Raw genomic sequence first — 20,159 nt, 5'->3', positions numbered from 1 at the left:
GTCGCTCACTTCTTCGCGTACTTGATCGAGGAGGCGATCAGCTCGGTGCGCTCACCGCTGGCGGCGCGGATCGCGGCCCGGCGGGCGTTGATCGGCTCGTCCTGGATCTTGGCGTGCAGCTTCAAAATCGCGTCGAGCAGCATCTCGGGGCGCGGCGGGCAGCCGGGGAGGTACATGTCGACCGGGACGATGTGGTCGACGCCCTGCACCACGGCGTAGTTGTTGAACATGCCGCCGGACGAGGCGCAGACGCCCATCGCCAGCACCCACTTGGGCTCGGCCATCTGGTCGTAGATCTGGCGGAGCACCGGCGCCATCTTCTGCGTGACGCGGCCGGCGACGATCATCAGATCGGCCTGGCGCGGCGTCGCGCTGAAGCGCTCCATGCCGAAGCGGGCGATGTCGTAGCGGGAACCGCCGACGGTCATCATCTCGATCGCGCAGCAGGCGAGACCGAAGGTGGCGGGCCACATGGAGTTCTTGCGGGCCCAGTTCACCAGGCCTTCGAGGCTGGCCAGGAGGATGCCGTTGGGAAGTTTTTCTTCGAGGCCCATGCTTCTCTAGTTCCAATCCAGGCCGCCGCGACGCCACACATAGGCGTACGCGAAACCGACCGTCGCGATGAACAGCACGATCTCCACCAGGCCGAACATGCCCAGCGCGTCCGCGGAGACCGCGAACGGGTAGAGGAAGACCATCTCGATGTCGAACAGGATGAACAGCATCGCGGTGATGTAGTACGCGACCGGCATCCGGCCGCCGCCGACGACCGGCTGCGGCGACGGTTCGATACCGCATTCGTAGGCCGCGAGCTTCGCCTTGTTGGCCCGGCTCGGGCCGACGAGCGGGCCGAGCAGCACCGAAAGCACCGCGAACGCGAGAGCGAGGACGAACAGGAGGACCAGGGGGAGGTACATGTCCAGGTTGGGCACCTTCGAGGTGTCCGCCTGGGCCAGCACGGGCAACATCAGCACGGGGTTTTCGCCATCCTTTCCGCGCCGCTGCGGTTTTCGAGTCGGGGTTCACCGCTTCCCTCGGTCGGCACCCTAAGTCACCTGGGTCACACCGCCGAGGGTTAGGCAACCCTTACGGGCCGTGCATGACGGCCCCCTTGCTTGTGAAATAGTTCACAAGCCTCCCGTCGAGGATGTGAAGCGATTCACAAAGCATGGGGCGAGTGTAGGACGTGACTCACATTCTTGTCCCTAGGCCCCGTGCTATAAGGCTGCCCTAACTTGACCGCACGGCCAGTACGGTTACTTCCGGCGTGCGGTACCGGTGACCTGCGACGTCGTTCTCAAGATCGGCTTCGGGGGTCCGTTTGACCGCGTTTGTCCTGTGACCGATACCACTGCGCGGAGTACCCGTGACTGGTCCAGACGTGTGGTGGCGGGCCGTGGCGCACAGCATTTCGTCCTCTGAATGCGGTGGTTCGAAGAGCGAACTACCGCATTCAGAGGACGAAATGCGGGGCGTCAGCGCGGGGAGGGGGTAGCGCGCGCCAGTGCGGCGATGAGGCGGTCGACGCCGTCCCCGCCCTTGGCGTCGTAGCAACCCGAAAGTCCCTTGTAGACCAACGGAAGGATCGAGTTGATCCGCAGTCCGTACTTCGTCGCCGCGTGCATGACCTTCGGCTTCCCGATCAGCTTCGCGAACACGTTGCCGAGCCGGTAGTAGCCGCCCATCAGCTCCCCGACGGCGCGCGGGTAGCCCTCCAGCGCCCGCTCGCGCGAAGGGCCTTCGCGCCGCGCCAGCGCCTGCACGACGAACTCCGACGCCAGCTGCGCGGATTCCATCGCGGCCGAGATGCCCTCGCCGTTGAACGGGCTGACCATGCCGCCGGCGTCGCCGAGCAGCAGCAGGCCGTCTCGGTAGTGCGGAGTGCGGTTGAAGCCCATCGGGAGACCGGCGCCGCCGACCTTGCCGATGGCGTTCTCCTCGCGGTAGCCCCATTCCTCGGGCGTCCCGTCGAGCCACTGGCGCAGCAGCGCGCGGTAATCCGTGCTGCGGAACGCGGCCGACGTCGACAACATGCCGAGGCCGACGTTCACCGTGCCGTCGCCCAGCGGGAACGCCCAGCCGTAGCCGGGCAGCAGCTTCGGGTCGCGCGGGTCCGAGCGGTCCCACAGCTCCAGGTGGCCCTCGATGAACGGGTCGTCGTGACGCGGGCTCTTGTAGTACTGCCGCACGGCGACGCCCATCGGGCGCTTCTCGTTCTTCTGGATGCCGACGCTCAGCGCGAGCCGCGCGGAGACGCCGTCGCAGGCCAGCACCAGCGGAGCGCGGTAGCTCACCGGCGTCTTCTCCGGGCCGACCTTCGCCTCGACGCCGATCACGCGACCGGTCGGGCTGGTGATGGCACCGGTGACGGTGGTGCGCTCGTAGAGCCGTGCGCCCGCCTTAACCGCGGTCTTCGCGAGCAGGTCGTCGAAGTCCTGGCGGGTCCGCGAAACGCCGTACGGCGGGTAGCTCGTCAGGTCCGGCCAGTCGAGCTCCAGCGTGAGCTCGCCGGTGAGGATCCGCAGGCCGCGGCTGTGCACCCAGCCCGCGTCCTCGCTGGTGTCGATCCCCAGGTCGATGAGCTGCTTGACGCCGCGCGGGGTCAGGCCGTCGCCGCACACCTTCTCGCGCGGGAACTCGGTCTTCTCCAACAGCAGCACGTCGACGCCCGCGCGGGCGAGGTACGTGGCGGCGGTGGAGCCGGCCGGTCCGGCACCGACGACGATGACTTCGGCGTCGTGGTCTGCGTTGCGACGGGTCATGTCTAAGAATCTACAGAGGGCTTTTTGGCGCGGTGGATGGCGACGACGCCGAACGTGAGGTTCAGCCACTCCACCTCGGTCCACCCGGCGCTCGCGATGATCTCGCCCAGCGTCCGCTGATCCGGCCACGCCAGCATGGATTCGGCCAGGTAGGAGTAGGCCTCGGGGTTCGACGAGGTCCTGGCGCCGACCCAGGTGAGCAGCTTCGCGATGAACTTCCGGTGCAGGAACCGGATCGGCGGGAATGTGGGCGTCGACACCTCGCAGATCACCAGGCGACCGCCCGGTTTGACCACCCGCGCGATCTCGGTGAGCGCGGCCTTGGTGTCGACGAAGTTCCGCAGCGCGAGCGAGATGGTCACCGCGTCGAAGCTGCCGTCGGCGAACGGCAGCTTCATCGCGTCGGCGGCCACCATGGGGACGCCGCGATGCTTGCCCGCCTTGAGCATGCCGACCGAGAAGTCCGCCGCGAGGCACCACGCGCCGTTGCGCGCGTACTCGACGGTGGACACGCCGGTGCCCGCCGCGAGGTCCAGCACCTTCTCCCCGCGTTTGGCGTCCAGCACCCGGCCGGTGATGGTGCGCCAGCGGCGGTCGAAGCCGAAGGTCATGAACGAATTCGCGCGGTCGTAGCCGTCCGCGACGTCGTCGAACATGGCGGCGACTTCGTGCGGATCCTTGTCAAGACTCGCTCGGGACATACCCGAACACTAACCCCGAGCCCCTGAGACAGGTCACCCAAGCGGGAGCAAAGCGACAGCCCGTAGGTTCACCTGGCCCGGTGAAGCAACGCCGGGGCACGGTGCGCACCGGCCCCCGCGACCTCGCCGGCGAGGATCCTCCGCTCCAGCAACCGCAGTTCCGGCCCCGGTTCGAGGCCGAGCTGATCGACCGAGATCCGGCGCGCACGCCGGTACGCCGCCAGCGCGTCGGATGTGCGCCCGGCTCGCCACAGAGCGTCCATCAGGAGGTACTGGGCACGCTGCCGCAAGGGGTGCCGGCGCACCAGATCGGCCAGTTCGACGGCCGCGCTCGCGTGCCGCCCGAGGTCGAGTTCCGCCTGGTAGAGCTCTTCGAGCAGGACCAGGCGGTGCTCCGAGAGCCGCATCGTCTCGTCCGAGAGCAAGGGGACGTCCAGGCCCTCGTAGGGCGCGCCGTGCCAGTGCGTGAGGGCCTGCCGGATCAGTGACACGCGCTGCGCGGGGTCCGGGGTCTTCAGCGCCTGGCCCGCCAGCGTCTCGAAGGTCTCGACGTCCAGTTCGCCGGGGTGGACCTCCAGCCGGTAGCCGCCGTTGTCGAAGGCGAGCCGGTCACCCTCGGGCAGGGCCTGCCGCAGTTTGTGGACGTGCCAGTGCAGCTTCGGCACCGCCCGCGGCTCCCATTTGCTGTCCCACAGCGCCTCGGTGAGCACGTTCACCGGAACGAAGGTGTTCGCCCGGACCAGCAGCACGCCGAGGAGCGTTCTCCGCATCCGGCCGTGCAGCGGGACCGACCCCGAACCGGAAGAGATGCTGAACGTTCCCAGTACTTCGAACCTCACGTGCCGTCCTCTCGCTCGATGGCGTGAGGGGACGATGAATGCCGGTTGTACAAAGAAGATACAAATGATCTTGCGGTGATCAAGTGTGCGCGGAGAGCATTCCCCGCACCGCCCGTGGCCAGGCGAATTCCTCCGCGCGAGCCCGCGCCGCCGCACGCCGCGCGTCCTCCGGGCTCTCCAGTAGTCCGGTGACCGCGCCCGCGAACGCGGGGGCACGATCGTCGACGGCCTCGCCGCAGCCGGGCCGCACGATCTCCCGCAGCGCCGACGACGCCGAGACCACCACCGGCGTGCCCGAAGCGAGCGCCTCCAGCGCCGCGAGCCCGAACGTCTCGTGTGGACCGGGCGCGAGGGAGACGTCGGCGCTGGCCAGCAGCCGTGCGACGTCGCCGCGTCCGGAGAGGAAGCCGAGGAAGGTCACCGGGAGCCCGCGCGCCCGCCGTTCCAGCGCCCGGCGCCGGGGCCCGTCGCCCGCGATGACGAGCCGTACGCGGTGCCCCGCCTCGGTCAGCTCGGCGACGGTGTCCACACTGCGCTCGACGTGCTTCTCCGGTGACAGACGTCCACAGTGGACGATCAACGCGTCGGCGTTCCCGGTCAGCGTGTGCCGCCAGCCGTCGTCGCGCCGGGCCGGGGTGAAGGTCGTGAGGTCGACGCCGAGCGGGACGCGCCGCACGTTCGGCGCGGCGATCCGGTCGAACTCCGCACGGGCGAACGCCGTCGTGCAGACCACCGTGTCGTAGTGCCGTGCCATCCGCCGGTTCGCGACGTCCGCGACGCGCCGCGCGACGGGTTCGGGCATCAGGAACTGCTCCAGCAGCCGGTCGAGGCGTTCGTGCGAGATCACCATGCTGGGCACGCCGTTGCGCCGCGCCCACACCCCCATGCCGCGCAGGGTGAGCCTGTCGGACACTTCCAGCCTGTCCGGCTCCAGGCGTTTCAGGACCGCGCGCACGCGATGCGGATCGACCGCGCGGTAGCCGCCGGTGCCGGGGATCTGTGGCGCGGGAAGGGAAAACCGGCGTACGCCCGAGGGCAGTGTCTCGTCCGCGTGGCGCTGCCCGGGCACCACGAGGGTCACCTGATGGCCGCTGGCCACGTAACCGGCGCCGAGGTGGTGCAGCGCCGTCCGCAGCCCGCCCGAGCGTGGTCCGTAGAAGTTGGCCAGCTGGACGATGTGCATTTCGTCAGGCCGCGCGAGCGACTTTGCCTTGGACGGCCTCGTAGTGGCCGACCAGTTCGTGGCAGACCGCCGGCCAGGTCCGGCCGAGCACGACCTTGCGCGCCTTCTCCCCCAGCCTGGCCCGGAGCGCTTCGTCACGCAGATCGTTCACCTTGTCCACCAGCGCCGTCGCGAATCCGGCGCGATCGGCGGGCAGCAGATAGCCGGTGCGACCGGGCAGGACCAGATCCTTCGGCCCGCCCGCGTCCGGGGCGAGCACCGGGAGCCCGGACGCCATCGCTTCCTGGATGGCCTGGCAGAACGTCTCGTGTGGTCCTGTGTGGACGAAGACGTCGAGGCTCGCGTACGCGGCGGAAAGCTCCTCGCCGTACCGAGCGCCGAGGAACGCCGCGCCGGGAATGCGGTCGCGCAGCATCGGCAGCTCCGGCCCGTCACCGACGACGACCACGCGGATCCCGTCGACCCCGGCGAGCGCGGTCAGCCGCTCGACCTCCTTCTCGGGTGCGAGCCTGCCGACGAAACCGACCAGCAGTTCGCCGTTCGGCGCCAGTTCGGCGCGCAAGGCCGGATCGGCGTGGACCGGCGAGAACCGCTCGATGTCGACGCCGCGCGCCCAGCGGTGCACCCGCGGGATCCCGTGCAGTTTCAGCTGTTCCACCGAATCCGTCGACGGCGCGAGCGTGCGGTCGGCCCGCGAGTGCAGGCGGCGCACCCAGCGCCAGGCGGCGCGCGCGGCGATGCCGAAGCCATACGCGGCGGCGAAACCGGCGATGTCGGTCTGATACACCGCGACACACGGCACGCGCAGCCGCCTGGCCGCGGCGAGCCCTCGCGCGCCGACGACAAACGGCGACGCCAGATGCACCACATCGGGCCCGAAATCGGCCAGTGCGGTGAGCACCGTCCTGGTCGGCACGCCGACCGGAAGGGAGTTCACGCCGGGGAAGTCGAGGGCGGGAATGCGCACGACCGGGGCGCCGAGGTACTCGACGGGACCCGGTCCCGGGGCGATGATCAGCACGTCGTGCGCGCGGTCGCGGAGGTGTTCCACGACGCGGAGCACGGAGTTGGTCACGCCGTTCACCTGGGGCAGGAAACTTTCGGTGACTATCGCGACTCGCACGCGGATCACTGTCGCATCCGGTTGTGACGGCCACGCCAACAAAAACGGAACAGACGACATGTCATCTCAAGGTCGTGTTCCGTAAACCAGGCTCGGCCACACTAGGCAGGCATGACCCTCCTGTCGTCTAGGCCGCCTCAGCCCGTCGAGCCCGGGCTGGTGTCGAGGGCCCTCGAAGTGGCCGGGCGGCTGGCCAACGACGCGACCGACGTGATCACCGCGACCGCCGGCCGGGGCGCCCAGCCCGATCCGAAGGACTCGCCCTTCGACTGGGTGACCGACACGGACCGGATCCTCGAACGCCACACCCGCCGCGTGCTGACCGCGGAGTTCCCCGGCATCCCCGTCGTCGGCGGTGAATTCGGCGCCGACCACGGTGCCGACGTCGCCGAATACCGCTGGGTGGTCGACCCGGTCGACGGCACCGCGAACTACGTCGCCGGGGTGCCCTGGTGCGCGTACAGCCTCGCCCTGATCGACGCTTCGGGACCGGTGGTGGGTGTGGTCGCGGATCCGTACCGCGCCCAGATCTACGCCGCCGCGCGCGGCCGCGGCGCCCGGGCGAACGGCAAACCGATCAAGCTGACCGACCGGTGCGGCACCGCCGGGGCGATCGTCTGCACGGAGCTGACGCGCAAGGGTGTCTGGCCGGGGATGGGCCAGTTCATCGAACGGGCCGCCGCCGCGCACGCCGGGGTCCGGGTGCTCGGCTCGGCGGCGCTGGCGATCGCGCAGGTCGCGCTGGGGCACGCGGCCGCGGCCGTGCTGCACAGCTACCGCGAATGGGACGTCGCCGGCTCGGTCGCGCTGGCCATCGAGGCCGGGGCCGTGGTGCTGGACCGGCACGGCGAGGACACCGCCCTGCCCGTCGACGCGCTCCTGGTGGCTGCCCCCGGGGTGGCGGACGAGGTCCTGGGCTGGTGGCGGGACTCGGTCGGCTGAGTTCCGCCCCCAATCACGCGAGTCCCGCCGCTGATCACGCGAGTTCGCCGTCTGATCACACTTGTCGTCCGTCTGATCACGCGAGTTCGCCGTTTCCGCACGCCGAGCCCGCGTGCCGCATCGGACGACTCGCGTGATCAGACGGACGACACACGTGATTGGACGCGCGACTCGCGTGATTGGGCGCGCGACTCGCGTGATTGGGGGCGGGACTCGCGTGATCAGGCGGCGGACTCGGCGAGCGAGCGCCGGTAGGCCAGCCGCTGCCGCCGGATCCACCACAGCAGCGGACCGGCGATCAGCCAGGTGAAGAAGATCATGCTGCCCAGCGGCAGCAGCGTGTTCGCCGCCGAGCGCCCGGCCACCCGCGCGAGTTCCGGGTCGCCGACGTCGTACTCGATGTTCACCAGCTGACCGGCGGCCAGCCCCGACGGGTAGAGCACGCCGTTGGCCGGGCTGTGGATGATCCCGTCGGGGGTGGCGTAGTTGATGATCGTGCGGTCGAACGTCACCGACTCGACCTGGGCCGTGGCCTGCCCGAGTTCCGCTTCGATCGCGTTGTCGTTGCGGATGGCGGCGAACAGCAGCGAGACACCGAGCACGGTGACGAGTGAGGCGACAACGAGGGCGGCATACCACCCGATGCGCCTCACCCGCTCCGTTTTGGCCGTCACGCCGCGAGCGTATCGCTACCCGTCAGTGGGCGTGTCGCTCGGCGAGGAATTCGTGCGTCGCCTTGATCTGCGGGTAGGACTTCGGTGCGACCGGGGCCACAGCGGCCCGCAGAGCAGCGGCCTGCGCGCCGTTCGGGCCCACCGCGGGCTTGCCCTTGGTGTACAGCCACGTCTGGAACAGGTCGTACAGCGGCTTGCCCGAGATCTTCTCCGCCAGCGCGATGAACTCCGGGATCACCGCCGGCTTGGCCTTCTTCACCTGCTGCCAGGTCTGCAGGATCCGGAAGAACTTGTCGTCGCCCACGGCCTTGCGCAACGCGTGCACGGCGAGCGCGCCGCGGTCGTACACGGCCGCGTCGAACTGGTTCTCCGCGCCCGGGTCGGCGGGCAGGACCTGCCAGAACGGGTCCTCGGCGGGCACCGAGTCGTAGATGTACTGCGCGAGTTCGTCGGCCGTGCCCTCGCCGGTCTCCTCCGACCACAGGAACTCGCCGTAGGACGCGAAGCCCTCGTTCAGCCAGATGTCGCTCCACTTGCCGAGTGTGACGCTGTCACCGAACCACTGGTGCGCCTGCTCGTGCGCGACGACCGAGGTGTTGGAGCCGGACCGGAACGCCCGGGCGCCGTAGACCGGCCGCGTCTGGTTCTCCAGCGCGAAGGTGATGCCGGTGGTGACGACACCGCCCTGCGCCTCGAACGGGTAAGGCCCGAACTTCGAGGCGAGGAATTCGGTGATCTCCGGCGTCCGCTCGACGCTGGCCTTGGCCGCGCCGAGCGATTCGCCGAGGTCGGCGCCGTACGCGGTGATGAACGGCTGACCGTCCGGAGTGGTCTGCTGGTTCACCTCGAACTTGCCGACCTCCAGCGACGTGAGGTACGTCGCCTGCGGTTTGGTGCTGCGCCAGTTCCAGCGCGTCCAGCCGGGCCGCTGCACCGTCTTGCGCACGAGCGTGCCGTTCGACAGCGCCGCGACGTCGTTCGGGACCTCGACCGAGATGTCGTAGGTGGCCAGGTCGGTCGGATGGTCGTTGGACGGGAACCACCAGGCCGCGCTCTGCGGCTCGTCGACGGCGAGCGCGCCGTCCGGGGTCTTCTTCCAGGCGGTGAAGCCGTCGATCTTCACCTTCGACGGCGTGTCCGCGTAGGCCACGACGACGGTCGCCGTCTGGCCCTTCTTCAGCGGCGCCGACGGCGTGACGGTCAGCTCACCGGTGCCGTCGGTCGACGTCGCGAACTTCGCGGGCCGGTTGTTCACGCGGACGCTCGACACCTTCAGGCCGAAGTCCAGGTTGAACGCCGAGAGGTCCTGCGTCGCGGTGAGCAGGATCGTCGTGGCGCCGGACAGCAGGTCGGTGGACGGCTGATAGGTCAGCCGCAGGTCGTAGTGACCGACGTCGTAGCCGCCGTTACCGGCGTGCGGGTAGTACGGGTCGCCGATGCCGATCGAGCCGGGCGCGGGTGCGGCGGCCGCACTGCCGGCGAGCAGTACCGAGACGACGCCCGCGGTCAATCCGGCGAAGCCGGCGCGAGTCTTCAAGCGCATTGCGAATCCTCCCAGGATTTGTCAGCGCGCTCGAACGTAGCCAGCCGATCATGCTCCAGACACGTCCAAAGGAGGGGTTCCTAACCCCTGGACTGAGAGCAAAATCTGCTAGACAGCCCGCACCGCGGAGGAAACCGCCGTACGGAGTCGCGCGTGCAGTTCGCGGTGACGCGTTCGGTCCACCCGGACCTCCACCACCCGCAGCCCCGGCGCGGGCTTGAGCGCCTCGCGGAACTCGGTCAGCGTCTCGGCGACGACATGCGGCACGCGGTAACCGGCGCACAGCGCGCCCAGATCGGCCCCGTGCGGCGTCCCGAAGACGCGCTCGAAGCTGGCGTTGTGCTCCGGCGCACCCTGCTCCAGCAGGGAGAAGATGCCGCCGCCGTCGTCGTTGAGCACCACGATCGTCAGGTCGGGACGCTGTTCGGCGGGCCCGGTCAGCAGGCCGCTCGCGTCGTGCAGGAACGTCAGGTCGCCGAGCAGGGCGTACGAATGTCCCCTGTGGACGGTCGCGGCGCCGATCGCGGTCGAGACCATGCCGTCGATCCCGGCGACACCGCGGTTGCGGTGCACGAGGACGTCCGGCCGCAGCCGTCCGGCGAGCGCGACGTCCCGCGTCGGGTTGGACGAGCCCACGACCAGCAGCGACCCTTCCGGGACCGCGTCGACGAGTTCGGTCGCCAGGCGCAGCCCGCTCGGCCACGGCTCCGCGGCCAGCGCCTCGGCCACCGCGGCCGACGCCGCCCGGTCCGCGCGCTGCCAGCTCGCGAGCCATTCCGGATCGGCCGGTTTGGACGGCTCGTCGAACCACTGGCCGACCTGGCGGACGTTGTGCGCGGGCGCGGGCCAGTCCGAATCCGGCCGGACCAGCAGCACCTCGACGTCGGGATCGGACAGCACCCGCTGGACCTGCCGGAACACCGTCGGACGCCCGATGCACAGGACCTGTTCGGGTTTGTGCCGCGAGATGAACTCCTCGACCCCGAGCAGCCAGGCGCCGGACGAGATCGCCGTCGCGCCGGCCATCCCGATGCCGCCGGTCTCGGAGACGACCGGCCAGCCGTGCAGTTCGGCCCATTCGCTGGCCGCCTGCACGCCGGTGTCGCACGCGATGACCAGACCGGACCGGGCCGACGGCACCACGAACGAGGGAAGCGCGCCGAAGTCGGGGAGCTCGGTCCAGCGGGCACCGTCGGGACGCCCTTCGAGTGACTCGTACCACTCGCCGTCATCGTCGACGTCCGGCACCAGCGGCTCGCGGAACGGGATGTTCAGGTGCACGGGACCGCAGCGCCATTCGCCGTACGCGGCGTTCCAGGCGCGGCAGATCTGGCCGCGCCAGTACGAGTTCTGCCCGGCACGGCGTTCGGCGACGGCGAGCTCGTCGAAGTAGCGGATGGCGTTGCCGTAGAGCTGGTGCTGGTCGATGACCTGGCTCGCGCCGGCGGCCCGCATCTCGGGCGGCCGGTCGGCGGTCAGCACGATCAACGGGACCCCCGCGCGATCGGCCTCCAGCACGGCGGGGTGGAAGTTCGCGGCCGCGGTGCCCGAGGTGCACAGCACGGCCACCGGGCGGCCGGTGCGCGCGGCGATGCCGAGGGCGAGGAAGGCGGCGCCGCGTTCGTCGATGCGGACGTGCAACTGGAGGCGTCCGGCGGCCGCCGCGTCGTACAGCGCGATCGACAGCGGGGCGTTGCGTGAGCCCGGGCACAGGACGACGTGGGACACGGTGTTGCGGACGAGTTCGTCGACGATGACCCTGGCCTGCGCGGTGGAAGGATTCACCGGCAGACCTCGGGTTTCACACTACGACTCACGGCCACACGTCCTATTCTCCCAAACGTGGATGACGCCCAGGTTTCCGAGCTGTTCGACCCCGCCTTGTGGACCGAGGTCGAAGGTTTCGACTTCACCGACATCACCTACCACCGCTCCTCTGAGAGCCGCTCAGGCAAACGTGTCGTACGTGTCGCGTTCGACCGTCCCGAGGTCCGCAACGCCTTCCGCCCGCACACCGTCGACGAGCTGTACCGCGCGCTCGACCACGCGCGGATGAGCTCGGACGTCGGCTGCGTCCTGCTCACCGGCAACGGCCCGTCGCCGAAGGACGGCGGCTGGGCGTTCTGCTCCGGCGGTGACCAGCGTATTCGCGGACGCTCCGGGTATCAGTACGCGGACGGGGAGACCTCCGACACGATCGATCCGGCCAGGGCCGGCCGGCTGCACATTCTCGAGGTCCAGCGGCTGATCAGGTTCATGCCGAAGGTGGTCATCGCCGTGGTCCCGGGCTGGGCGGCGGGCGGCGGGCATTCGCTGCACGTGGTGTGCGACCTCACGCTGGCCTCGGCCGAACACGCGCGGTTCAAGCAGACCGACGCCGACGTCGGCTCCTTCGACGGCGGCTACGGCTCGGCGTACCTGGCCAAGCAGGTCGGGCAGAAGTTCGCGCGGGAGATCTTCTTCCTCGGACGCGAGTACACGGCCGAGCAGATGCAGGCGATGGGCGCGGTCAACTCCGCCGTCCCGCACGCGAAGCTCGAGGCCGAGGCGCTGGACTGGGCTTGGGCGATCAACGGCAAGTCGCCGACGGCGCAGCGGATGCTCAAGTACGCGTTCAACCTCACCGACGACGGCCTGGTCGGCCAGCAGCTCTTCGCCGGCGAGACGACGCGGCTCGCGTACATGCAGGACGAGGCCGTCGAAGGCCGCGACTCCTTCCTGGAGAAGCGCTCCCCCGATTGGTCGGCGTTCCCGTACTACTACTGACCTCCCGCATTTCGTCCTCTGAATGCGGTAGTTGCGTGCGCAACGATCGCGTTCAGAGGACGAAACGCGGACGTAGGGTGGCGGGATGCGTGCGGTGGAGGTGGACGGGAGTCCGGAGTCGATCGTCGAGCTGACAGCGGCACTGGCCAAGGCGCTCGACGGCGGCTCGGCCGTCCTCCCCTACTCGTCCGCGGCCCTGCGGGACGCGATGGAACCGGCCCGCCCGGCCGAGCCCGGGACGGCGGTGATCATCGCCACCTCCGGGTCGACCGGCGAACCCAAGGGTGTGCTGCTGTCGGCGGCGGCGCTGGCCGCCTCGGCTCACGCCACGCACAAGAGGCTCGGCGGGCCGGGGCACTGGTTGCTCGCGACCCCGGCGCAGTACATCGGCGGGCTGCAGGTGCTGGTCCGCTCGCTGCTGGCCGGAACGACGCCTGCCGTCCTGCACGCCGCCGGTTTCCGGCCGGGCGACTTCGCCGAAGCGGCCGCGCCGCTGCTGTCACTGGACGGCCCGCGCTACACCGCGCTCGTGCCGACCCAGCTCGGGCGGTTGCTCGACGCGGGCGGCCCGGGGCTCGCGGCGGCCCGCGCTTTCGACGCGATCATCGTCGGCGCCGCGGCGACCACCGCCGAGCTCCGCGAGCGCGCGGCCGAAGCGGGCGTGAAGATCGTGCCCGCGTACGGCATGAGCGAGACCACGAGCGGCTGCGTCTACGACGGCGTACCGCTGGACGGAGTACACGTCGAACTCGAGGACGAGCGGGTCTGTATCACGGGTGACGTCCTCGCGCATGGCTACCGGCTGCGACCCGACCTGACCGCGGAGGCGTTCGAGGGCGGCCGGTTCCGCACCTCCGACCGCGGCCGGTGGACGGCCGACGGGCGGTTGGAGATCCTCGGGCGGATCGACGACATGATCAACACCGGTGGGGTGAAGGTGGCCGCTGCGGCCGTCGAGCGGATCTTGACCGCACAGCCCGGAATCCGGGACGCGTGCGTGGTCGGAGTACCCGATCCCGAGTGGGGCGAGGCCGTCGTCGCGCTCGTCGTCGGCGCTGGTCGCGACGTCGAATCGCTGCGTGCCGCGTGCCGTGAAGAAGCCGGGGCAGCGGCCGCTCCGAAGCGGGTCGAATTCGCCGAAGAACTCCCTCTGCGGGGCCCCGGGAAGGTCGACAGGGCGGCCGTCAGGAATCTCCTACGAAGGTCGTGAATTCCCCACCGATTACCGGGACGTTGTTGACACGATCATTACCCGCGGGTTTACGTCTACATATGACGCGCTGGACACGCACAGTATTGGCCTGCACCGCCGTCACGATGGGACTGGTCGCTTTGGCCGGGCCCGCGCTGGCGGACGAACCGGAGACCGCCGTTCCGAACAGCGGCACGCTCACCTGGACCCTGGAAGACACGATCGACGACCTGAAGTAGGGCGGTTCGTCACCTGCTCGCGATGGCCGGGCAGGTGACGAGCCCCGCATACCGGCCGGTAGTCGCCAGGGCCAGAATGGCGGCATGGCGACTGCTGGTGAATGGATCGAAGGGGCGCGCCCGCGGACGCTGCCCAACGCGGTGGCGCCGGTGGTCGCCGGCGTCGGCGCGGCGATCGCGCTCGACGGCTTCTCCTGGCCGCGCTCGATTCTCGCGTTGCTGGTCTCGCTTTCGCTGATCGTCGGCGTCAACTACGCCAACGACTACTCCGACGGCATCCGCGGCACCGACGAGAACCGCGTCGGCCCGCTGCGGCTGGTCGGCTCCGGCGTCGCGAAGCCGAAGGCCGTCCTCGCAGCCGCTCTCGTCGCACTCGGGCTCGCCGGAGTGCTGGGGCTCGTGCTTGTCGCGATCAGCGGATTGTGGTGGCTGCTGGCGATGGGCGCGGTCTGCATCCTGGGTGCCTGGTTCTACACCGGCGGCAAAAAGCCTTACGGCTACTACGGTTTCGGCGAGATCGCGGTCTTCGTCTTCTTCGGGCTGGCCGGCGTGCTGGGCACCGTGTACGTCCAAGCCGGACAGTTGAGCTGGACCGCGCTCGGCTGCGCGGTCGCCATCGGCTCGTTCTCGACCGGTGTGCTGACCGCCAATAACCTCCGCGACATCCCGACCGATATCGAGTCCGGCAAGCGCACCCTCGCCACCCGGCTCGGTGATGGCGGCACGCGGCGGCTTTACCTGGTGCTGGTCGCCGTCCCGTACGTCGTGAGCGTGCTGCTCGCCTTCGTGACGCCGTGGGCGCTGCTCGGTCTGCTGACCGCGCCGTCGCTGCTGAAGTCGGTCAAGGCCGTCGGCGGCGGCGCGCGGGGTCGGGCGCTGATCCCGGCGTTGCGGGACACCGGGTTCGCGATGCTGGGGTGGGCGGTGCTGACCGCGGTCGCGCTGGCGCTGTGATCCTGGCGCCCTGAGGTGTCACCGGACCTTTGATGCACGACTGTGTGGATTCCGGGTCGTTGGATGACCCGAAATCCATACAGTGGGCGTGAACGGACCGTTCACACCTTGGGTTTTTCGCTTTGGGGCACTAGATGTTGTGCTCCGGGAGCGGCGCGGTCACCACATGTAGCCCAAGTGGTAGCAAAGGTCCCTTGCTCCCTTTGGTGATCCGGCGCCACCTGAGGTAAGAGGCCCTCAGGCCTCCGGAGCGAGCTTCCCGCTCACCAGGAACTCCCGGTACTTGTCCAGATAAGGCGCGATGTCGATGTTCTTCTGCGCCAGCCAAGCGTCGTCGTAGTACGTGTTCGCGTACCGCTCGCCGCCGTCGCACAGCAGCGTGACGACACTGCCCGCCTGCCCCTCCGAAACCATCCGCGAGATCAGCGTGAACGCGCCGAACAGGTTCGTCCCGGTCGAGCCGCCCGCCCAGTGCCCGGTCCGCTCGCGCAGCACGCGGATCGCCGCCAGCGAAGCGGCGTCCGGCACCTGGAGCATCTCGTCGATCACGCCGGGCACGAACGACGGCTCGACACGCGGCCGCCCGATGCCCTCGATCCGCGACGGCATGCCGGTGCTGTAGTCGAGCGCCCCGGTTTGCCAAGCGCCGAAGAACGACGAGTTCTCCGGATCGACGACGGCGATCTTCGTGGTGTGCCGCTTGTAGCGCACGTAGCGGCCGAAAGTGGCGCTCGTGCCGCCGGTCCCGGCGCCGACGACGATCCACGTCGGCACGGGGTGCCGCTCGGACTGCATCTGCGCGTACACGGATTCGGCGATGTTGTTGTTCCCGCGCCAGTCCGTCGCGCGCTCGGCGTAGGTGAACTGGTCGAGGTAGTGGCCGTTGCACTCCGAGGCGAGCCGCTCGGCCTCCGGGTACATGTCCGGCGCGCGGTCGACGTAGTGGCATTCGCCGCCGTAGAACTCGATGAGCGCGATCTTCTCCGGCGACGTGCTGCGCGGGACCACGGTGATGAACCGCAGCCCCAGCATCCGCGCGAAGTACGCCTCCGAAACCGCCGTCGACCCGCTGGACGCCTCGACGAGCACGGTGTCCTGCCCGATCTGGCCGTTCACCAGGCCGTACAGGAACAGCGAACGCGCGAGCCGGTGCTTGAGCGAGCCGGTCGGGTGGACGGACTCGTCCTTCAGGTAGAGATCGATGCCCCACTCGGCGGGGAGCGGGAAGACGTGCAGGTGCGTGTCGGCGCTGCGGTTCGCGTCGGCCTCGATGATGCGGACGGCTTCGCGGACCCAGCTCCGGCTGTGCAGACGGCTCACGCTGCGCCGTCCGCTCGGTCGCCGCGCAGCTGGGAACGCAGTTCGGCACGGGCGCGAGCGCGCTTTTCGTTGCGGCGCGCGAGTCCGGCGGTCACGCGCGCGTTCAGCGGGCGGAACAGCAGCAGACCCAGCGGCAGCCCCACGACCAGGCCGATCAGCAACGCGACCAGCAGCGGGACGTTGACCAGCAGCAAGCCCCCCGCGATGACCCCGACCAGGACGAACCTGGCCAGCACGTACAGCGTCAGGTCACGGGGCAGGTGATTATCGCTCACATCAACGCAGGCTACGCGTTGCCGTTGCGGCCCTCGTCCAGGCCCGCGTTGTTGGGCCGCCCTTCGAAGCGGGTGGAGAGCACGACGGTGGTGTTCGTCCGGCCGACGCCGGGGATCCGCCGCAGCCTGCCGAGGGTCTTCTCCAGATCGTCGACGGTCGCCACCCGCACCTTGACGACGAAGGCCTCGTCACCCGCGACGGCGTAGCAGCTTTCGACCTCGTCGAGAGCCCCGAGCGCCTCCGCGACGTCGTCCTCGGTCGCGGTGTCGGTGGGATGGATGCCGACCAGCGCCGTCACCCCGAGTCCGACCGTGTTGGGGTCGACCATGGCGTGGTAGCCGGTGATCACGCCGGCGGCCTCGAGTTTGCCGACCCGCTCGTGCACTGATGACGCCGAGAGCCCGACAGACCGGCCGAGGTCGGCGTAAGTAGCCCGCCCGTTCTCCCGCAATGCCGCGATGATCTTCCGATCCACCTGGTCCACCGCTACACCTTAGGTGCCACGGCCCGATTCGCGAGATCAGGGCGCGTTTTCATACATCCGTGACAAGACCGGGGCACCGAGCCGCGCATGTCGTGGTTGTCGGTTTTGACCTTTAAGGGCTCTTTACCTATGGACAACCGTTCGAGTACCTGACGGGTGAGATGCAACGATTGCCGTGTTGGCTACCCGGCACGACGGGCATCGGACCCGCCTCCGGTTTAGCACCGAAACCGTGAAGGAGGCGGAAAATGACCGCGACCATGGGCGGAAGGTTGCTCACCCCCGGTGAAGTGGCGGCCCTGTTCCGGGTCGACCCCAAGACCGTGACCCGCTGGGCGACCGCGGGCCGGATCGGCTCGATCCGCACTCCCGGCGGGCACCGCCGGTTCCGCGAGGCCGAGGTGAACGAGCTCCTCGCCGAGCTGACCACCGACGCCAGCGAGCCCGCTCGCAAGGTCTGACCAGGCATTTCCCCTAAAAAGGACTCCAGTGACGAAGGGCTCGTAACCGCCCTTCGTCACATTGGGGTATCCATGAGTCCCCCCGCGCGCGGCAAAGAGGCTAGCCTCGTGGGACTGAGCAACGTCCTCCACGCGGAAAGGGACCGAGCATGATCTATCTGCTCGCGGCCATCGGAGCGCTCACCGTCGCCGTGGTGTTGTGGCGCGCGTTCGGGATCGAGCGTGTCGGGGTGCCCTCGTCGCGACCGACACTGGCCCCGGACGACGACCCCGACTTCCTGCGCAAGCTCGGTGAGCAGCAGCGCAAAGGTAAAGACGAAGACAAAGACTAGGGCTGAATGGGCTGGTACTGCTGGCCGCCGAAGCCGTCCGCGACGGTGGCCGCCAGTTCCAGCAGCGCCAGCCGCGTGTCCTCGTCGAGCCGGTCCAGTTCGATCTCGGCGCCCTCTTCCAGGTGCGGGTCGAACGGGATGCGGCATACCGAACGGACACGCGCGCCGAAGTGCGCCGACAGTTTGTCCAGATCGACCGAGCCGCCCTTCGGCCGCACCGAGTTGATCACCGCGACGGACCGTTTGACCAGGTCGCCATAGCCGTGCGCCTCCAGCCAGTCGAGGGTGGCCGACGCGCTGCGCGCCCCGTCGACGGAGCCTGACGAGACCACCACCAGCGCGTCCGCGACGTCAAGGACGCCCTTCATCGCCGAGTGCATCAAACCGGTCCCGCAGTCGGTGAGCACGATGTTGTAGAAGTGCTCCAGCAGGTTGACCGTGCGCCGGTAGTCGTCCTCGGAGAACGCTTCCGAGACCGCCGGGTCCTGCTCGCTGGCGAGGATCTCCAGCCTGCTCCCGCCCTGCGAGGTGTACGAACGGACGTCGCTGTACCTGGTGATCTTGTCCGCGTCCCGCAGCAGATGCCGCACGGTCGCGGTGGTCTCGATCGGGATCTTCTGCGAGAGCGTGCCGCGGTCCGGGTTCGCGTCGACGGCGACCACCCGGTCACCGCGCAGCGACGCGAACGTCGAGCCCAGCGTGGTCGTCGTGGTGGTCTTGCCGACGCCGCCCTTCAGGCTCAGCATCGCGATCTTGTAGCACCCGCGCAGCGGCTGGTTGATCTGCGCGATCAGTTCGCGTTTACGCCTGTCCTTGGGGCTCTCCCCCGGATTGACGAGCTTGCCGGTGCCGACGTAAAGCGCCTTGCGCCAGCCCGACTGCGGCTTGCGCTTCTGCGGCTTCACCAGGCTCGCGGTGGCGAGTTCGTCCGGGAGCGCGTGCCTGCCCTGCGGCTGCGGAAGCCCCGGCACCGCCTGCTGCGGCTGCGGCTGCGGCTGCGCGTACTGCTGCTGCGGCGGGTACTGAGCGGCTTGCTGCGGCTGAGGCTGCAGCGGAGGCAGGTTCTGGTCGTAGGGCTGCTGGTACTGCTGCCCGTGCGAGGGCTGCGGCAGCGGAGGAGCGGGCTGCTGCTGCGGATACTGACCCTGCTGCGGGTACTGGGGCTGGACTACCTGGGTCGGCTCGGCCTCGAAACCACTAGCGGCCGGATGCGGCGCCGAGTCCGTCCTGTCCTCGGAGAACAACTCCGAGGGCTGGGCGCTCTCGGTCGGTTCGGGGTGGCCAGGAGCCGATTCTTCGCTGGGTCCGGTCACCGCTGAATTCCTCCTCCGCGCACGTCTTCCCCCGTTACCTCAGTATTGACGGTAGCCGGGTCGCGCGCAGCGGCGACGGTCAGCCCCCGGCGTAGGAGTGCAGGCCCGACGTCACCAGGTTCACGAAGAACATGTTGAAGATCGTCGCGGAGAAACCGACGATGTTGATGATCGCGGCCCGCTTCCCGCGCCAGCCCGCGGTGGCCCGGGAGTGGAGATACGCCGCGTAGACGACCCACGCCACGAAGGCGACGGTCTCCTTGGGGTCCCAGCCCCAGAACCGGCCCCACGCCGCCTCGGCCCACACCGCGCCGCAGAGCACGCCGAAGGTGAAGATCGGGAACGCGAAGATGGTGGTGCGGTAGGCGATGCGGTCGAGCACGTCCGCGGAGGGCAGCTTCGGGGCGAACTTGGCGAACTTCGCCGGGTTGTCGTCGTGCGCGGCGCGGAAAAGGTAAAGGACGCTCGCGACACCGGGCACCAGGAAGACACCCGAGCCGATGATCGCCGCGGAGACGTGGATGACCAGCCAGTACGACTGGAGCGCGGGCTGCACCGGCGCGGCCGTCGTGTACAGCATCGTGCCGTTGACGAACATCAGGATCACGACCGGCAGCAGCAGGAAGCCGGTGAGGTGGCGGACCGGGAACTTCCGCATGATGACGAGCCAGGTCACGACGGCGATGAAGGTCGTGGCCATGCCGTACTCGTAGAGGTTGCCCCACGGCGCGCGGTGCACGGCGAACCCGCGCAGCACGATCGCGGCCAGGTGCAGCAGCGCGGCCAGCACCAGCAGCGCGGCGCCCATGCGGCCGATGCGCTCGGGGCGGCCGACCTCGCGCGGCGTCTCGACGGGCGTCCCGTAAGCGGGAGGCGGACCGCCGGCACCGACCAGCTCGCGGGCCTTCTGCTTGCTGCGTTCCGCCGCGAGCCTGCCCTTCGCGCCGAAGCCCTGCTCGACGAGGGCGAACATCAGCGCGAGGACGTAGATCGCCGCCGCGGTGGTGTAGGAGTAGTCGCTGTACTGGGACAGCGTCTCGTTGATCGGCATGACC

General features: G+C 69.4%; 22 protein-coding genes. 7 read left to right on the top strand and 15 right to left on the bottom strand.

The features are described from left to right. Positions 1 to 5 precede the first annotated feature (5 nt). The 7 genes from AB8M46_RS14330 to AB8M46_RS14300 all read right to left on the bottom strand — a co-directional run bounded on the left by AB8M46_RS14330 (position 6) and on the right by AB8M46_RS14300 (position 6,608). Positions 6 to 554, bottom strand: coding sequence for an NADH-quinone oxidoreductase subunit B family protein (locus AB8M46_RS14330; RefSeq protein WP_005151847.1), 549 nt, complete (start codon positions 552 to 554; stop codon positions 6 to 8). A 6-nt stretch (positions 555 to 560) separates the two neighbouring features. Then, positions 561 to 968, bottom strand: a complete 408-nt coding sequence (locus AB8M46_RS14325; RefSeq protein ID WP_037335926.1) for an NADH-quinone oxidoreductase subunit A — start codon at positions 966 to 968, stop codon at positions 561 to 563. 507 nt (positions 969 to 1,475) lie between these two features. Next, complete coding sequence (locus tag AB8M46_RS14320; protein WP_037332937.1) at positions 1,476 to 2,762, bottom strand: geranylgeranyl reductase family protein; 1,287 nt, start codon at positions 2,760 to 2,762, stop codon at positions 1,476 to 1,478. 2 nt (positions 2,763 to 2,764) lie between these two features. After that, positions 2,765 to 3,463 (bottom strand): class I SAM-dependent methyltransferase, encoded by a 699-nt coding sequence (locus AB8M46_RS14315; protein ID WP_063272804.1) that lies wholly within the window; start codon positions 3,461 to 3,463, stop codon positions 2,765 to 2,767. A 68-nt stretch (positions 3,464 to 3,531) separates the two neighbouring features. Then, positions 3,532 to 4,302 carry a BTAD domain-containing putative transcriptional regulator gene (locus AB8M46_RS14310; RefSeq protein WP_394360463.1) on the bottom strand — a complete coding sequence of 257 codons (771 nt, stop codon included), beginning with the start codon at positions 4,300 to 4,302 and terminating at the stop codon, positions 3,532 to 3,534. Positions 4,303 to 4,381: 79 nt separating this feature from the next. Then, positions 4,382 to 5,485, bottom strand: a complete 1,104-nt coding sequence (locus tag AB8M46_RS14305; protein ID WP_037332944.1) for a glycosyltransferase family 1 protein — start codon at positions 5,483 to 5,485, stop codon at positions 4,382 to 4,384. 4 nt (positions 5,486 to 5,489) lie between these two features. Continuing rightward, complete coding sequence (locus AB8M46_RS14300) at positions 5,490 to 6,608, bottom strand: glycosyltransferase family 4 protein (protein ID WP_394360462.1); 1,119 nt, start codon at positions 6,606 to 6,608, stop codon at positions 5,490 to 5,492. Between the two features lie 111 nt (positions 6,609 to 6,719). Here AB8M46_RS14300 and AB8M46_RS14295 point away from each other — a divergent pair, with 111 nt between their 5' ends. Continuing rightward, positions 6,720 to 7,550: an inositol monophosphatase gene (locus AB8M46_RS14295; protein WP_037332946.1), complete on the top strand. Its 831-nt coding sequence runs from the start codon at positions 6,720 to 6,722 to the stop codon at positions 7,548 to 7,550. A 221-nt stretch (positions 7,551 to 7,771) separates the two neighbouring features. On the opposite strand, the gene AB8M46_RS14290 is transcribed toward AB8M46_RS14295, so the two are convergent. The 3 genes from AB8M46_RS14290 to menD form a co-directional block, all read right to left on the bottom strand. Beyond that, positions 7,772 to 8,224, bottom strand: a complete 453-nt coding sequence (locus AB8M46_RS14290) for a DUF3592 domain-containing protein (RefSeq protein WP_037332948.1) — start codon at positions 8,222 to 8,224, stop codon at positions 7,772 to 7,774. Between the two features lie 22 nt (positions 8,225 to 8,246). Continuing rightward, positions 8,247 to 9,767, bottom strand: coding sequence for a M1 family metallopeptidase (locus AB8M46_RS14285; RefSeq protein WP_125732004.1), 1,521 nt, complete (start codon positions 9,765 to 9,767; stop codon positions 8,247 to 8,249). Between the two features lie 108 nt (positions 9,768 to 9,875). Beyond that, entirely contained in the window at positions 9,876 to 11,552 is a 1,677-nt protein-coding gene (gene menD, locus AB8M46_RS14280) for a 2-succinyl-5-enolpyruvyl-6-hydroxy-3-cyclohexene-1-carboxylic-acid synthase (protein ID WP_037332952.1), read from the bottom strand. Positions 11,553 to 11,609: 57 nt separating this feature from the next. Here menD and AB8M46_RS14275 point away from each other — a divergent pair, with 57 nt between their 5' ends. The 4 genes from AB8M46_RS14275 (at position 11,610) to AB8M46_RS14260 (ending at position 14,918) form a co-directional block, all read left to right on the top strand. Further along, positions 11,610 to 12,533 (top strand): 1,4-dihydroxy-2-naphthoyl-CoA synthase, encoded by a 924-nt coding sequence (locus AB8M46_RS14275; RefSeq protein ID WP_007030899.1) that lies wholly within the window; start codon positions 11,610 to 11,612, stop codon positions 12,531 to 12,533. A gap of 85 nt (positions 12,534 to 12,618) precedes the next feature. After that, the gene (menE, locus tag AB8M46_RS14270) at positions 12,619 to 13,743 is read left to right on the top strand and encodes an o-succinylbenzoate--CoA ligase (RefSeq protein ID WP_394360461.1); all 1,125 of its coding nucleotides are present in this window, start codon (positions 12,619 to 12,621) and stop codon (positions 13,741 to 13,743) included. A 62-nt stretch (positions 13,744 to 13,805) separates the two neighbouring features. After that, positions 13,806 to 13,964, top strand: coding sequence for a hypothetical protein (locus AB8M46_RS14265; protein ID WP_162836880.1), 159 nt, complete (start codon positions 13,806 to 13,808; stop codon positions 13,962 to 13,964). Positions 13,965 to 14,048: 84 nt separating this feature from the next. After that, on the top strand, positions 14,049 to 14,918 hold the full coding sequence (locus AB8M46_RS14260) for a 1,4-dihydroxy-2-naphthoate polyprenyltransferase (RefSeq protein WP_394360460.1): 870 nt from the start codon (positions 14,049 to 14,051) through the stop codon (positions 14,916 to 14,918). A gap of 237 nt (positions 14,919 to 15,155) precedes the next feature. On the opposite strand, the gene AB8M46_RS14255 is transcribed toward AB8M46_RS14260, so the two are convergent. The 3 genes from AB8M46_RS14255 to AB8M46_RS14245 are packed head-to-tail and all read right to left on the bottom strand — an operon-like array spanning position 15,156 to position 16,998. Beyond that, a complete protein-coding gene (locus tag AB8M46_RS14255) occupies positions 15,156 to 16,238 on the bottom strand; it encodes a PLP-dependent cysteine synthase family protein (protein WP_016330947.1) in 1,083 nt (360 codons plus the stop codon). Then, positions 16,235 to 16,513, bottom strand: a complete 279-nt coding sequence (locus tag AB8M46_RS14250) for a DUF4229 domain-containing protein (protein WP_016330946.1) — start codon at positions 16,511 to 16,513, stop codon at positions 16,235 to 16,237. The genes AB8M46_RS14255 and AB8M46_RS14250 overlap by 4 nt, the downstream gene beginning before the upstream one ends. 11 nt (positions 16,514 to 16,524) lie before the next feature. Next, complete coding sequence (locus AB8M46_RS14245; RefSeq protein WP_037332958.1) at positions 16,525 to 16,998, bottom strand: Lrp/AsnC family transcriptional regulator; 474 nt, start codon at positions 16,996 to 16,998, stop codon at positions 16,525 to 16,527. A 248-nt stretch (positions 16,999 to 17,246) separates the two neighbouring features. Between AB8M46_RS14245 and AB8M46_RS14240 the strand changes: the two genes are divergently transcribed. Both AB8M46_RS14240 and AB8M46_RS14235 read left to right on the top strand, forming a co-directional pair. Beyond that, entirely contained in the window at positions 17,247 to 17,459 is a 213-nt protein-coding gene (locus AB8M46_RS14240) for a BldC family transcriptional regulator (RefSeq protein ID WP_005151795.1), read from the top strand. Positions 17,460 to 17,608: 149 nt separating this feature from the next. After that, positions 17,609 to 17,791, top strand: coding sequence for a hypothetical protein (locus tag AB8M46_RS14235; RefSeq protein ID WP_016330943.1), 183 nt, complete (start codon positions 17,609 to 17,611; stop codon positions 17,789 to 17,791). Here AB8M46_RS14235 and AB8M46_RS14230 read toward each other — a convergent pair. Both AB8M46_RS14230 and ccsB read right to left on the bottom strand, forming a co-directional pair. Next, complete coding sequence (locus AB8M46_RS14230) at positions 17,788 to 19,104, bottom strand: MinD/ParA family protein (RefSeq protein WP_394360459.1); 1,317 nt, start codon at positions 19,102 to 19,104, stop codon at positions 17,788 to 17,790. The two genes, AB8M46_RS14235 and AB8M46_RS14230, sit on opposite strands and share 4 nt — an antisense overlap. 79 nt (positions 19,105 to 19,183) lie before the next feature. Next, positions 19,184 to 20,155, bottom strand: a complete 972-nt coding sequence (gene ccsB / locus AB8M46_RS14225; protein WP_037332963.1) for a c-type cytochrome biogenesis protein CcsB — start codon at positions 20,153 to 20,155, stop codon at positions 19,184 to 19,186. Positions 20,156 to 20,159 lie beyond the last annotated feature (4 nt).

The organism is Amycolatopsis sp. SB7-3 (genome assembly GCF_041021335.1).
Classification (GTDB): Bacteria; Actinomycetota; Actinomycetes; order Mycobacteriales; family Pseudonocardiaceae; genus Amycolatopsis; species Amycolatopsis japonica.
The sequence above is the reverse complement of the archived record's forward strand: the minus strand, read 5'-3'. Positions and strand labels throughout refer to the sequence as shown.

Excerpts from the sequence above, each read along its gene's own strand:
- AB8M46_RS14330 (WP_005151847.1), bottom strand. The coding sequence starts at position 554 with ATGGGCCTCGAAGAAAAACTTCCCAACGGCATCCTCCTGGCCAGCCTC.
- AB8M46_RS14325 (WP_037335926.1), bottom strand. The coding sequence starts at position 968 with ATGTTGCCCGTGCTGGCCCAGGCGGACACCTCGAAGGTGCCCAACCTG.
- AB8M46_RS14320 (WP_037332937.1), bottom strand. The coding sequence starts at position 2,762 with ATGACCCGTCGCAACGCAGACCACGACGCCGAAGTCATCGTCGTCGGT.
- AB8M46_RS14315 (WP_063272804.1), bottom strand. The coding sequence starts at position 3,463 with ATGTCCCGAGCGAGTCTTGACAAGGATCCGCACGAAGTCGCCGCCATG.
- AB8M46_RS14305 (WP_037332944.1), bottom strand. The coding sequence starts at position 5,485 with ATGCACATCGTCCAGCTGGCCAACTTCTACGGACCACGCTCGGGCGGG.
- AB8M46_RS14295 (WP_037332946.1), top strand. The coding sequence starts at position 6,720 with ATGACCCTCCTGTCGTCTAGGCCGCCTCAGCCCGTCGAGCCCGGGCTG.
- AB8M46_RS14285 (WP_125732004.1), bottom strand. The coding sequence starts at position 9,767 with ATGCGCTTGAAGACTCGCGCCGGCTTCGCCGGATTGACCGCGGGCGTC.
- menE (WP_394360461.1), top strand. The coding sequence starts at position 12,619 with ATGCGTGCGGTGGAGGTGGACGGGAGTCCGGAGTCGATCGTCGAGCTG.
- AB8M46_RS14265 (WP_162836880.1), top strand. The coding sequence starts at position 13,806 with ATGACGCGCTGGACACGCACAGTATTGGCCTGCACCGCCGTCACGATG.
- AB8M46_RS14260 (WP_394360460.1), top strand. The coding sequence starts at position 14,049 with ATGGCGACTGCTGGTGAATGGATCGAAGGGGCGCGCCCGCGGACGCTG.
- AB8M46_RS14240 (WP_005151795.1), top strand. The coding sequence starts at position 17,247 with ATGACCGCGACCATGGGCGGAAGGTTGCTCACCCCCGGTGAAGTGGCG.
- AB8M46_RS14235 (WP_016330943.1), top strand. The coding sequence starts at position 17,609 with ATGATCTATCTGCTCGCGGCCATCGGAGCGCTCACCGTCGCCGTGGTG.
- ccsB (WP_037332963.1), bottom strand. The coding sequence starts at position 20,155 with ATGCCGATCAACGAGACGCTGTCCCAGTACAGCGACTACTCCTACACC.